14 protein-coding genes are annotated in these 12,709 nt (G+C 58.0%); 10 read left to right on the top strand and 4 right to left on the bottom strand.

Annotation, left to right across the window (positions count from 1 at the left end; all coding sequences use genetic code 11):
* Positions 1-78 precede the first annotated feature (78 nt).
* Positions 79-381: an Asp-tRNA(Asn)/Glu-tRNA(Gln) amidotransferase subunit GatC gene (gatC, locus tag FKCLFG_RS15230; RefSeq protein WP_472613910.1), complete on the bottom strand. Its 303-nt coding sequence runs from the start codon at positions 379-381 to the stop codon at positions 79-81.
* A gap of 248 nt (positions 382-629) precedes the next feature.
* Between gatC and FKCLFG_RS15225 the strand changes: the two genes are divergently transcribed.
* The 6 genes from FKCLFG_RS15225 to FKCLFG_RS15200 all read left to right on the top strand — a co-directional run bounded on the left by FKCLFG_RS15225 (position 630) and on the right by FKCLFG_RS15200 (position 8,069).
* Positions 630-1,673 (top strand): rod shape-determining protein, encoded by a 1,044-nt coding sequence (locus tag FKCLFG_RS15225; RefSeq protein ID WP_472613909.1) that lies wholly within the window; start codon positions 630-632, stop codon positions 1,671-1,673.
* Positions 1,674-1,912: 239 nt separating this feature from the next.
* On the top strand, positions 1,913-2,962 hold the full coding sequence (gene mreC, locus FKCLFG_RS15220; protein ID WP_472613908.1) for a rod shape-determining protein MreC: 1,050 nt from the start codon (positions 1,913-1,915) through the stop codon (positions 2,960-2,962).
* Entirely contained in the window at positions 2,959-3,471 is a 513-nt protein-coding gene (gene mreD, locus FKCLFG_RS15215; RefSeq protein WP_472613907.1) for a rod shape-determining protein MreD, read from the top strand. Before mreC ends, mreD begins: the two co-directional genes overlap by 4 nt.
* A 265-nt stretch (positions 3,472-3,736) precedes the next feature.
* A complete protein-coding gene (gene mrdA, locus FKCLFG_RS15210; RefSeq protein ID WP_472613906.1) occupies positions 3,737-5,710 on the top strand; it encodes a penicillin-binding protein 2 in 1,974 nt (657 codons plus the stop codon).
* Positions 5,711-5,755: 45 nt separating this feature from the next.
* Entirely contained in the window at positions 5,756-6,862 is a 1,107-nt protein-coding gene (gene rodA, locus FKCLFG_RS15205) for a rod shape-determining protein RodA (RefSeq protein WP_472613905.1), read from the top strand.
* Between the two features lie 229 nt (positions 6,863-7,091).
* Positions 7,092-8,069: a septal ring lytic transglycosylase RlpA family protein gene (locus tag FKCLFG_RS15200; RefSeq protein ID WP_472613904.1), complete on the top strand. Its 978-nt coding sequence runs from the start codon at positions 7,092-7,094 to the stop codon at positions 8,067-8,069.
* Positions 8,070-8,123: 54 nt separating this feature from the next.
* On the opposite strand, the gene FKCLFG_RS15195 is transcribed toward FKCLFG_RS15200, so the two are convergent.
* From FKCLFG_RS15195 to FKCLFG_RS15185, 3 genes are all read right to left on the bottom strand, one after another.
* Positions 8,124-8,489: a helix-turn-helix domain-containing protein gene (locus tag FKCLFG_RS15195; RefSeq protein WP_472613903.1), complete on the bottom strand. Its 366-nt coding sequence runs from the start codon at positions 8,487-8,489 to the stop codon at positions 8,124-8,126.
* 224 nt (positions 8,490-8,713) lie between these two features.
* The gene (gene rsmI / locus FKCLFG_RS15190) at positions 8,714-9,628 is read right to left on the bottom strand and encodes a 16S rRNA (cytidine(1402)-2'-O)-methyltransferase (RefSeq protein ID WP_472613902.1); all 915 of its coding nucleotides are present in this window, start codon (positions 9,626-9,628) and stop codon (positions 8,714-8,716) included.
* The gene (locus tag FKCLFG_RS15185; RefSeq protein ID WP_472613901.1) at positions 9,625-9,876 is read right to left on the bottom strand and encodes a hypothetical protein; all 252 of its coding nucleotides are present in this window, start codon (positions 9,874-9,876) and stop codon (positions 9,625-9,627) included. The genes rsmI and FKCLFG_RS15185 overlap by 4 nt, the downstream gene beginning before the upstream one ends.
* Here FKCLFG_RS15185 and FKCLFG_RS15180 point away from each other — a divergent pair.
* The 4 genes from FKCLFG_RS15180 to FKCLFG_RS15165 are packed head-to-tail and all read left to right on the top strand — an operon-like array spanning position 9,875 to position 12,620.
* Positions 9,875-10,927, top strand: coding sequence for a penicillin-binding protein activator (locus tag FKCLFG_RS15180; protein ID WP_472613900.1), 1,053 nt, complete (start codon positions 9,875-9,877; stop codon positions 10,925-10,927). The two genes, FKCLFG_RS15185 and FKCLFG_RS15180, sit on opposite strands and share 2 nt — an antisense overlap.
* Positions 10,928-10,931: 4 nt before the next feature.
* On the top strand, positions 10,932-11,324 hold the full coding sequence (locus FKCLFG_RS15175; RefSeq protein WP_472613899.1) for a YraN family protein: 393 nt from the start codon (positions 10,932-10,934) through the stop codon (positions 11,322-11,324).
* Between the two features lie 35 nt (positions 11,325-11,359).
* On the top strand, positions 11,360-11,956 hold the full coding sequence (locus FKCLFG_RS15170) for a phosphoheptose isomerase (RefSeq protein WP_472613898.1): 597 nt from the start codon (positions 11,360-11,362) through the stop codon (positions 11,954-11,956).
* On the top strand, positions 11,949-12,620 hold the full coding sequence (locus tag FKCLFG_RS15165) for a BON domain-containing protein (protein ID WP_472613897.1): 672 nt from the start codon (positions 11,949-11,951) through the stop codon (positions 12,618-12,620). Before FKCLFG_RS15170 ends, FKCLFG_RS15165 begins: the two co-directional genes overlap by 8 nt.
* Positions 12,621-12,709 lie beyond the last annotated feature (89 nt).

The raw sequence follows: 12,709 nt of genomic DNA, 5'->3' as shown, positions 1-12,709 counted from the left end.
TTTTTCGAAATTCGTTGTGGCCTGAGTCCGGTCCGCACGTCTTCCGCAGACGCCGCAGGACATTGATTATTCGATGAATTATTCGATCACTTTGGGCACCAGATACAAGCCGTCCTGGATGGCAGGGGCGACGTTTTGATAATCTTCGCGCCGGTTGGGCTCGGTCGCCACGTCTTCGCGCAGCCGCAGCGCCAGATTTGGCATATAGGCAGCGATCGGATGGCTCAACGGTTCGATGCCGGTGGTATCGACTGCGCGCATTTGTTCGACCAGCGCAAAGATGCCATTGAGCTGCACCAGCGAGGTGGCGGCTTGCGCTTCACTCAGTTCGAGTTGCGCCAGGTGGGCGATACGTTTGACGTCGGAAATGGTTAATGACATGGCTGGCTGGCGCTTGAGTGCGCATGAAAGGATGGGAAAAGTATTTGGGTGGTGCAAAACCGCGTCAAAATTGCGCTATATGCAATAGTTTGCGACCTGAGTTTGGCCTGTGTTTGGCCATGGTTCCACTGAATTATAAGGTAGAATGCCCGGTTATTGCCTTGCTGGCGCGCGCGTAGTATCGCTGCAGGCACTCACAACCACCTCAAAATGCTTAAGCGCACTATTGTTGCGCATCAGGACAATTCATGTTTGGATTTTTACGTAATTATTTTTCGAATGATCTGGCCATCGATCTGGGTACCGCCAACACGTTGATTTACGTGCGTAGCCTGGGTATCGTGCTGGATGAACCGTCGGTGGTCGCGATTCGCCAGGAGGGCGGGCCGAACGGCAAAAAAACCATCATGGCAGTCGGCAAGGAAGCCAAGCAAATGCTGGGCAAAGTGCCCGGCAACATCGAAGCGATTCGTCCGATGAAAGACGGCGTGATCGCCGATTTCACCGTCACCGAACAAATGCTCAAGCAATTCATCCGCATGGTGCATGACACCAAGTTCTTCAAGCCATCGCCGCGCATCATCATTTGCGTGCCCTGCGGCTCAACCCAGGTCGAGCGCCGCGCAATCCGCGAGTCGGCGCTGGGAGCCGGCGCTTCGCAGGTATTTTTGATCGAAGAGCCGATGGCGGCCGCGATCGGCGCCGGCTTGCCGGTGTCGGAAGCGACCGGTTCGATGGTGGTCGATATCGGCGGCGGCACCACCGAAGTCGGCATCATCTCGCTCGGCGGCATGGTCTATAAAGGCTCGATCCGGGTCGGCGGCGACAAATTCGACGAAGCCATCGTCAATTACATCCGGCGCAACTACGGCATGCTGATCGGCGAGCAAACCGCCGAAATGATCAAGAAAACCATCGGTTCGGCTTTCCCGGGTTCGGAAGTCAAGGAAATGGAAGTCAAGGGACGCAACCTGTCGGAAGGCATCCCGCGCTCCTTCACTATTTCCAGCAATGAAATCCTGGAAGCGCTGACCGACCCGCTCAACAATATCGTCTCCGCGGTCAAGAATGCGCTGGAGCAAACACCGCCGGAACTGGGTGCCGATATTGCCGATAAAGGCATGATGCTCACCGGTGGCGGCGCCTTGTTGCGCGACCTCGACCGTCTGCTGATGGAAGAAACCGGCCTGCCTGTCATCGTCGCCGAAGATCCGCTGACCTGCGTGGTGCGCGGCTCCGGCATGGCGCTGGAGCGCATGGATAAGCTGGGTTCGATTTTTTCGCACGAATAAACAGTGCGATATTGGTAAGTTGCTACGGGTGGAATTAAGGTTGCAATTAAGGTTGCAGCTGATGTTATGTACAAAAAATTCAGTTCGCGAAAAACACGAAAGACACGAAAAAACCTTCTCTGCCGCAGTCGAACGGATGGCGTTATGCATTCTTTCGTGCTTTTCGCGTCTTTCGTGGACAAGGCTTTTCATGTCTTGCATGCACCGTGCGTAACATCAGTTAGATTAGATTGACTTGAATGCAATACAGTCCACCGCCACTTTTCAAGCAAGGTGCCTCGGCACGGGTGAAAGTGGTATTTTTCGCATTGATCGCAATCGTATTGCTAGTGGTCGATTCCAACCTGCGCTCGCTCGGTCTGATTCGCCAGGCGGTTGGCACTGCGCTCTATCCATTGCAGATGGTGGCGCTGATGCCGCGCGACGCCGCATATCGGGTGGGCGAGTATTTTTTAACGGTTGCGACGTTGCAAAAAGAAGTCAACGGTTTGCGCTTGCAGCGACTCCAGAATGCCCAGATAATCCAGCAATCGCAACAACTGATAGCAGAGAACAGCCAGTTGCGCAAACTGATGGCGGCGGCCGAGCGTTTGTCGGTGCAGTCGGTGCTGGCTGAAATTCTGTACGATGCGCGCGATGCTTACAGCCGCAAGATCGTGGTCAACCGTGGCGCACAGCATGGCGTGGCTGCCGGGCAGCCGGTCATCGATGATGTGGGCGTGGTCGGCCAGGTCACGCGGGTATTTCCCTTTACCTCGGAAATCACGTTATTGACGGATCGGGATCAGGCGATTCCCGTGATGATCGTGCGCAATGGCTTGCGCAGCGTGGCGTATGGTCATGGTCAATCCGGGCTGCTTGATTTGCGCTTCATTGCAACCAATGCCGACATCCAGAAGGGGGATCTGCTGACGACTTCCGGTATCGACGGGATTTATCCGGCCGGCTTGGCGGTGGCGCGCGTGGTGCAGGTTGAGAATATATTGAACGATTCTTTCCGGCGCGTGACCAGCGCGCCGCTGGCCGGGATTGGCAACAACAAGCAACTCCTGATTTTGCTGGCGCAAGCAAAGCAGCAGCTTCTTGCTCCGGCAATTATTGACAAGAGCAAGCAAATCACCAGCAAGCAAGGGCAGGCCAAGCAAGAAAAGGTCAAACCAGACAAGCCCGAGCAAGATACGGGCAAGAAAATTATTGGCAAGCAAGACCAGGCTGGTCCGCAGCGTGCGGTGGCAAATGCAAAAAAAACCGCCAGTGCTGCGCCTAAACACCCGGACTCCGCGCAATGAGCCGCCCCCATTACATCCTGTTGCCGGCCAACCCCTGGTTCATTTTTTTGAGCCTGGTCGGTGCCTTCCTGCTGAATTTGCAACCGCTGGGCGGCTGGATCGGGATGCCCGATTTCGTCGCGCTGGTGTTGGTATTCTGGAGCATCCACCAGCCGCGCAGGGTGGGTATCGGCGTTGCCTTCTTGATGGGCTTGCTGATGGATGTGCACGACGCCGCCCTGCTGGGGGAAAACGCGCTGGCTTATACCTTGCTGTCCTATTTTGCGATCACTATTCACCGCCGCGTGCTGTGGTTCCCCGCCCTGTCGCAGAGCTGGTACATCCTGCCTTTATTGCTGATGACGCAGTTGGTGCAGATGATGGTGCAACTGCTGGTCAGCGGCAAGATGCCTGGCTGGACGTTCTTCCTGGAAAGTTTTGTTTCAGCTGCCTTATGGCCGCTGGTGACAGGGCTGTTGCTGGCGCCGCAGCGGCGGTCCATCGACCGGGATGAGACGCGACCGCTGTGAGCCAGTGATCCTAGAAACCTCAGTTGACCGCTAATCAGCTTCGATAAATGATTGATTAAATTGAGAACTGTGCCATTTAAATTGTTCATCCTTTAGGTGCGAGCGCTACAGGGCCGATTGCACACTTTTCCGACTCCCTGGCTTCGTTGCTCCTCCTAGCAACATGAAGGTTGCTTCGTCGTCGCGCCTAGCCATAGAGCCGGAAAAATGCACACTCAGCCCTGTCCAACTGAGGTTTCTAGGATGATGCGGTGGCGGAAAATGCATGACTGAATTCAAGAACACCGAGCGTGAATTATATTTCTTTCGCCTGCGGCTGACGGTGGCGGGCATCTTCGTATTGATCTGCTTCGGCTTGTTGTTGTCGCGCTTCCTGTGGTTGCAGGTCTACAGGCATGATGATTATGCAGCGCGGGCTGAAAACAACCGGATCTCGATTATCCCGTTGGTACCCAACCGCGGTGCCATCATGGACCGCAATGGCGTCGTTCTGGCGCACAATTATTCCGCCTATACGCTGGAAATAACACCTTCCAAGCTGGACCGCAAGCTCGACGATGTGATTGACGAGCTGGCAACTTTGATCGATATCCAGAGCAGAGACCGCAAGCGTTTCAAGAAGCTGCTGGATGAATCCAAGAAATTGGGAAGTTTGCCGCTGCGCACCCGGCTCACCGATGAAGAGGTGGCCCGTTTCACCGTACAGCGTTACCGCTTTGCCGGCGTCGAGATCCAGGCCCGGCCGTTTCGGCAGTATCCGTTAAACGAATCGGCCGCGCACGTGATCGGTTACATCGGCCGCATCAGTCAAAGGGATGCCGATGTCATCGATGATTCGGACGCTGCCGCCAACTATAACGGCACCAGTTACATCGGCAAGAATGGCCTGGAGAAAAGCTATGAGACAGTGCTGCATGGCACCACCGGTTATGAAAAGGTCGAAGTCTCGGCCAGCGGCAAAGCGGTGCGCACCTTGTCCAGAGCGTCGGCCGTACCCGGCAATAATCTGATCCTGTCGATCGATATGGAGTTGCAGCAAATTGTCGAGCAAGCGTTTGGCGACCGGCGCGGCGCGCTGGTGGCAATCGAGCCCAAAACAGGCGATGTATTGGCCTTCGTATCCCGCCCATCGTTCGATCCGAACCTGTTCGTGGAAGGCATCGACCAGCAAAGCTGGGATGCATTGAACGATTCGATCGACCGGCCGTTGTTCAATCGCCCGCTGGCCGGCACCTATCCGCCGGGCTCAACCTACAAGCCATTCATGGCGCTGGCCGCACTGGAACTCGGCAAGCGCACGCCGGAGATGGCGATCCGTGACCCCGGTTATTTCAATCTGGGCAACCATACCTTCATGGATGACAAGCCGGGTGGCCACGGCACGGTCGATATGTATAAATCGATCGTGCAGTCGTGCAACACCTACTACTACATGCTGGCCAATGACCTGGGCGTCGATACCATGCACGATTTCATGAAACCGTTCGGTTTTGGTCAACTGACGGGAATCGACCTGGAGCATGAACGCAGCGGTCTGCTGCCGTCTACCTCGTGGAAACGCACGTCCTACAAAAATGCGGCGCAACAAAAATGGTATGGGGGCGAAACGATTTCGCTTGGCATCGGTCAAGGTTATAACGCGTTTACGCCATTGCAAATAGCGCATGCGGTGGCCAACCTGGCCAACAATGGGGTGGTAATGAAGCCGCATCTGGTCAAGATGGTGGAGAATGCGCGCACCCGCGAGCGCACCCTGACCGTGCCCAAAGAAAGCTATCGCATCAAGCTGGCGCAGAAAAATATCGACTTCATCAAGCGGGCCATGGTGGGCGTCACGCATGAAGGCACGTCCTCGCGGGTGTTTGCCAATGCCGGCTATGAATCGGGCGGCAAGACCGGTACCGCGCAGGTTACCGGCATGAAAAAAAACGAGAAATACGATGCCAAAACGAGGGCGGAACGTTTGCTCGACCATTCGCTGTATACGGCTTTTGCGCCGGCTGACAAGCCGCGCATTGCGATTGCCGTGATTGTCGAAAATGGCGGCTTCGGGGCTGCTGTTGCGGCTCCCATCGTCAAAAAAGCGCTCGATTATTATCTGCTGGACAAGCGGCCGCAAGACCCGTCGAATCCGGTTACTGCCAGCGGCAAGCGCGCCAGCCCGAAATCGAACCCGCAGCCATCATCTGCCGACAGCGCCAAACTGGCGGCGAGCGAGCCCCACCTTCACGAGGACTAATCATGCATATCTTCACCATACGGCCGCAGTCGCTGCCCGCGCATCATGCTTGAGAAGCGCCATCCATGGCAGGTCGTCAAGCCATTCGTGAACGTATTCGACGGGCCGCTGGCGTTGATCGTGTTCCTGATCGTGGCGACCGGAATCGTCACCGTGTATTCGGCTGGCATCGATTTCCCGGGCCGGATTGAAGGTCACCTGCGCAACATCCTGATTGCGTTTGGCGTGCTATGGGTGGCCGCCACCATCCCGCCGCAAACGCTGATGCGCGTTGCAGTGCCGGTGTATACATTGGGCATTACCTTGCTGGTGGCGGTGGCTGTATTCGGCCTGGTGAAGAAGGGCGCGCGGCGCTGGATCGATCTCGGCGTGGTGATCCAGCCGTCCGAAATCATGAAAATTGCGATGCCGCTGATGCTGGCCTGGTTCTTCCAGAAACGCGAAGGCAGGGTGCACTGGCGCGAGTTCCTGATTGCCGGCCTGTTGCTGATAGTTCCGGTCGGCCTGATCGTCAAGCAGCCCGATCTGGGAACGGCGGTACTGGTGCTGGCAGCCGGGTTTTATGTGATTTTCCTGGCCGGGCTGTCGTGGAAAGTGCTGCTTGGGCTAGTTCTGGCGGTTGGTGCCAGCCTGCCGGTGGTCTGGACTCTGTTGCACGATTATCAGCGGGCGCGCGTGATGATGCTGATTGATCCAACCCTGGACCCGCTGGGCAAGGGCTTTCATATCATCCAGTCAACCATTGCGGTCGGCTCCGGCGGCATCCATGGCAAGGGCTGGCTGCATGGCACGCAGTCGCATCTGGAATTCATTCCGGAGCGCACTACCGATTTCATCTTTGCGGTCTTTTCCGAAGAATTCGGCTTGATCGGCAATAGCTTCCTGCTTGGCCTGTATGCGCTGCTGGTGATCCGCGGCCTGATGATCGCCGCCAATGCGCCGACCTTGTTCTCGCGCCTGCTGGCGGGGGCGATTACGCTGATCTTCTTCACCTATGCGTTCGTCAACATGGGTATGGTCAGTGGTATCCTGCCGGTGGTGGGCGTGCCGCTGCCGCTGATGAGTTATGGCGGCACCGCGATGGTGACGCTGGGACTGGGCGCCGGCATTCTGATGAGCATCCAGCGCCACCGCAAGCTGATTCAAACCTGAAGCGGCTTTTGCAGCGCCTGCGCGAAGCTGCAAAAGCACCTGTCATTTATTGAATTAAATAGGAGTATAGTAAAAATTACATGCTTTTCCGCAAGTATTTCATGCATATATAAAAAATACAATGCGCAGTATGAATATTCCTGGGAGGCTTCAAAACGGCCGGCAATGGTTCGCGCAGCGCGCGTGAGCAATCGCCGGCGATTCAATCTAACCCCATCAGGAGTTCATGATGCAGTTCGGCAAATATCCCTCAGTCAGGCTGGCAAACCTCCAATATGGCGTGATGCTGTTATCGGCGTCGCTGTTGTGGGGCTGCAGTAGTCTGCCGCAGACGTCAGGGCCTGTCCTGAGCCCGAAATCGGCCCAGTCCGGCATTGCCGTCAAGAAAATTAATCCGAGGCGCACTGCGCTTCCCACCCTGCCGGCCGCCGGTTCCGGCCGCGGCGGTTATTACATGGACGATGGTCCGGGCGCCAATCCGCCAGACGGGCTGCATGCGCTACCGGACGCCGAGCCGAAAGTCGAGCCTTATTCCACCCGGGGCAACCGGCCATATGTGGTGTTCGGCCAGACTTATACGCCGATCACGGAAGACGTCCCGTTGCGCCAGCGCGGCATCGGCAGCTGGTACGGCAAGAAATTTCACGGCCAGAAAACTTCTTCCGGCGAACTGTATGACATGTACCAGATGACGGCAGCGCATCCAACCTTGCCGATTCCGTCTTACGCGCGGGTGACCAATCAGGTCAACGGCAAGCAGGTGATCGTGCGTGTCAACGACCGCGGCCCGTTCCTTTCCAGTCGCATCATCGATCTGTCATATGCTGCCGCGCTGAAGCTGGGCTATCTGGACAAGGGCAGCAGCCAACTGGAAGTCGAGCGTTTGCTGCCGGACGATATTGCCCGGATCCAGAGCGAAAAATCGAGTGAGCCGCAGCTAATGGCAACCACTGAGCGGGACGCAAAGGGAGCGGATAACGGTTTTTATTTGCAGCTGGGCGCTTATGGCCAAGCCTATAACGCGCATTCGATGCGCAGCCAGCTGACGCAGAACTGGGCCGGCACCTTGCAGCCGATCGAAGTAGTGCAGGCCGGTGCGCTGTATCGCCTGTATAGCGGGCCGTATATGAACCTCACTGCGGCGCAGCAGGCGGCGCAAAAAATGCAATCCTCCGGCGCCGCCATGCCGTTCATCGTGCAGCGTTAACCACTGCAACGGCGCTACTGCCGTGCATCGCCAAATCGGGCGAAATTATTCTAATTAGCCACCGGTGGCGTCAATGTCCGCCAGGCATTCCAGCCCTCTTGGCGTGATGTCGAACCCGCCCGACTCTAGCCCGGGAATGATGTAGCCTTTTTTACTATGGAATGTGACGACATCGGCCTCCAGCTTGGCGTGCGGGTCTGTCGATACCGCGCGCAGCGCGTCGATGCAGCGCTGGGCAAACAGTGTTTTTTGCCCTTTTTCGGTCAGCGTCAGGCTGCCGTCTTTTCCATGTGTAATATATTTCAGGCCGGTAAGGCGCTTGGCGTTTCTTGCCACGCAGGCGCTTGGCTTGGTGAACTTGGGCATCTTGCTGACTTGCCCAAGCGCGTCAAATTCATCTTTTGTCAAACGATGGTTCATTGCGGTTTCCTATGAGAGAGTTTTCTGTACTGCTTTCTGGCTTGATATTGTCCGCGCATTTTTCGGCATTCTGGCGCCAAACAAGCTGCTCGGGCACGCCCTACAGAAAATATACTGCTATTGTGTATTTTTTATAACGGTTGTAAATATTCCGGGAGTGATAGTTTTTGGCATGATACTCCCCAAAAAATTAATGCAACTGGATTGATTCGCGAGGGCTGCGCTTACTCCGCTGACTCCGCTTTTATGTCCAATGCCAGTTCATACAGCGCATTTTTCTTGTGCCCGGTGATTTGCGCTGCCAGCGCCGCCGCTTGTTTGACGGTGCATTCCGCCAGCAAGATGCGCAACACGCGCTCGGCCTCGGCGTCATCCTCTTCGGCGGCGGGCGGCGCGCCTTCCAGCAGCAGCACGAACTCACCTTTCTGATGATGCGCGTCCTGCGCCACCCAGGCTGCTGCGTGCGCCAATGGGCAACGATGGATTTCCTCGAATAACTTGGTCAATTCCCGGGCGAATACGATTTGACGCTGACCCTCGAACGCCGCCGCCAGCGCATCGACCGCCGCGCTGATGCGGTGCGGCGCTTCATAAAAGATCAGAGTCGCGGCAGTAGTGCGCAGCAATTCCAGCGCGGCGTCCCGTTGTCTGGCCTTGGCCGGCAGGAAGCCGACAAAGTGGAACTGGTCGCAGACCAGGCCGCTGGCAGACAGGGCGGCGATGGCGGCCGATGGGCCGGGCAAAGGCATCACGCGCAAGCCGGCGGCGCGCACCGCATCGACGATGCGCGCGCCCGGGTCGGAAACGGCCGGGGTGCCGGCGTCCGACACCAGCGCGATGCGCTCACCGGCTTGCAGGCGCGCTATCAGTTTTTCAGCGACTTCGCGCTCGTTGTGCTGATGGGCGGCAATCAGGCTTTTCGACAAGCCGTAGCGCGTCAGCAAGTGGCCGGTATTGCGGGTGTCTTCGCAGGCCACCGCGTCCACCAGCGTCAGCACGTGCAAGGCGCGCAGCGTGATGTCGGCGAAGTTTCCGATCGGTGTTGCCAGCACATATAATGTGGAGGCGGGATACACTTGGCGCGCCACTTCATCCATCAGTGGCAAAGCGACCGGGGCATTATTCGAAACAGGATTCATGAGGAGTGGTCGATGTCGTGCAAATGGATAAAAATGCTGCTGTTGTGCAGTGTGCTGGCGGGCTGCAGCAGCGTCAGTCTGGCCCCGATATTTGACCGGTGCGGCGCAGCGGATGCATTGTGCGCCCCTGTGCCGGCAAATACAACCATGCCGAGGGCGTCAGCGACGCCGCCTGCCGACACCGGACTCCAGCCTTGGCCCGGGGCGCAAACCAGCAGCGTGGCGCCGCCGGATGTGGCGATATTCATGCCGGAAAAACCTATGCCGGAAAAACCGCTCGCGACGCGCATCGCGCTATTGTTGCCGCTGCGCTCCGAAACCCTGGGCGCAGCAGCCGAGGCGGTGCGCGCCGGCTTCATGGCGGCGTATGCGCGCGAGCAGGAAGGCGTCACCGTCACTGTGATCGCTAGCGACGATGTGGCGGCGCACACGCTGTCGGCTTATCTGGATGCGCAAGCCAGTCAGGATGTGATCGTCGGCCCGCTGTCGCGCGGCGGCGTAGCGGCCATCGCGCAAAGCGGTGCGGTGCATATTCCCACCATCGTGCTGAACCAGCCCGTGCAGGAGGGGGCCGCGCCGTTGCCGCCGAAAATGCTGGCGATGGGATTGTCGGTCGAAGATGAAGCACGCCAGGTGGCGCGCTGGGCCAGCATGGAGCATCCCGGCGCCAACGCTTTTGTGGTCGGCACGAATATCGCGTGGCAACATCGTGCCGCCAAGGCCTTTGCGGCAGAGTGGCAGCGCCTGGGCTTGTCGTCGCAATCGATGGAGCTGGGCATCGTTGACGGTTACCTGAGCGCGAACGGCATGGCGCAGTTGCGTAGCCGGCTGCAGCTTGAACAGCCGGCGCTGTTGTTCGTGTCGATGGATGCCGGCCAGACCAGACAATTGCGGCAGGCAATCGGCACCGGAATCCCGGTCTACGGCACCTCGCAACTCAACCCGTTGCTTGTGCCCAATAGCACGGACAGGCCAGTCGATCCTCTGATCGAAGGGCTGCATCTGGTGGATATGCCGTGGCAATTGCAACCTGACCATCCGGCAGTGATGACTTACCCGCGCCTGGTCACGGGCGCCGACCAGAAAAGCAATCCGGATCTGGAGCGGCTGTATGCGCTGGGGATCGACGCCTTCCGCGTCGCCCGTGAAATCGCTGCCGCCCACGAACAATTCGAAATCGACGGCGTGACAGGCCAGCTGGCGGTGACTTTCGGTCCTGGCAGCGCCAGTTTCAAACGTATTACGCCACAAGCGGTGTATCAGGACGGGACCGCGCTGCTGCTGCCAGGCGTGCGCTAAGGCTATGGGCCTGTTCGATACGCTGCCCCGGCTGCCCGGCGCCAACCGGCGCCGGACCGCGCAACAAATCAAGGGCCAGGCCGGCGAGGATGCGGCGCTGACTTATTTGTTGGCGCAGGGGCTGACGCTGTTGCAGCGCAATTTTCTCTGCAAGGGCGGTGAGATCGACCTCGTCATGCAGGAAGGCCAGGTGCTGGTCTTTGTCGAAGTACGCCGGCGCGCCAATCTGCGACACGGCGGTGCTGCCGCCAGCGTGACGCCCAGCAAACAGGCGCGTCTGATCATCGCGGCGCAAATTTATTTGCAACGTTACCGGATGCCGCCGGCCTGCCGTTTCGACGTAATCGCGATCGATGGCGAACAGTTAGAATGGCTGCGCAATGCCATCGACACCTAATCCGATTCCAATCACTGCTCTATAATTCCGACATGATGACAAACCAACGAATTCTCGACCACTTCCACGAAAGCGCCGAACTCAAGATGCAGGCCGCAGCCCAGTTGGCGGAGCCGATTGCGCAAGCCGTCGAGCTGATGTTCATGGCGCTGTCCAACGGCAACAAAATCCTGGCGTGCGGCAATGGCGGCTCGGCTGCCGATTGCCAGCATTTCGCGGCCGAACTGGTGGGCCGTTTCGAGCGTGAACGCTTGCCCTTGCCGGCGCTGGCGCTGACTACCGATAGTTCGATTTTGACTGCGGTTGGGAACGATTATGGCTATCGCGACATCTATTCCAAGCAAGTGCAGGCTTTCGGCCAGGCCGGCGACGTCCTGCTGGCGATATCCACCTCGGGCAATTCAGCCAATGTGATAGCCGCAATCGAGGCCGCAATGGAGCGCGACATGCGTATCGTGGCGTTGACCGGCAAAGACGGCGGCGCCATCGGCCGGCAGATTGGCGATGCGGACGTGCATATTTGTGTGCCGCATGACCGCACCGCGCGGATTCAGGAAGTCCACTTGTTGACGATTCATTGTTTGTGCGACGGTATCGATGTCGCACTATTTGGGGGTGATGGTAATGATTGAGCAGCAAAAGAATTTGCAACCGGGTTGGCAGCAACGCCTGCAGCACATTAAGCGTCCGCTGGCCACCGCCGTATTGTGTGCCAGCGTGCTGGTCAGCCTGCAGGGCTGTGTCGGGATGATGGTCGGCGGCGCGGTGGTAGGGACGCTGGCGGCGACCGACCGGCGCACGCTCGGCGCGCAAACGGAAGACAAGGGGATCGTCGTCAAAGGCGAACTGCGCATCCCGGCTCTGGTGGGCGATGCCGGGCATGTCAATATAACCAGCTTCAACCGCCGGGTGCTGCTCACCGGCGAAGTGCGCGACGCGCAAATGAAAGCCGCAGTCGAACGCGAAGCACAACAGATTGAAGGCGCCAAAGGGGTGGTCAATGAACTGGAAATCGCCGGTCCGGCGAGCTTTACTTCCCGCGCCAACGACAGCCTGATCACCGGCAAAATCAAGGCGTCCTTCGTCGACGCCAAGGACATGTACGCCAATTCGGTCAAAGTGGTGACCGAGCGCGGCAACGTCTACCTGATGGGACGCGTCACCCAGCGCGAAAGCGCGCTTGCCGGCAATATCGCCAGCGGCGTGGCCGGCGTGCAAAAAGTGGTGAAGATATTCGACTACATTTCCGAAGACGAGCTGAGTTCGTTATCGAATCAGCCTGAGGCTGCAAACTAGCAGCCTGCCGGCAACTGCGGCGGCCACCCGTGCGCCGCAGGATATTCATAATGACGTCACTGACGTCACGTAACTACCGATAGCACTGG

It is taken from the genome of Gelidimonas denitrificans, from assembly GCF_055694065.1.
The sequence above is the reverse complement of the archived record's forward strand: the minus strand, read 5'-3'. Positions and strand labels throughout refer to the sequence as shown.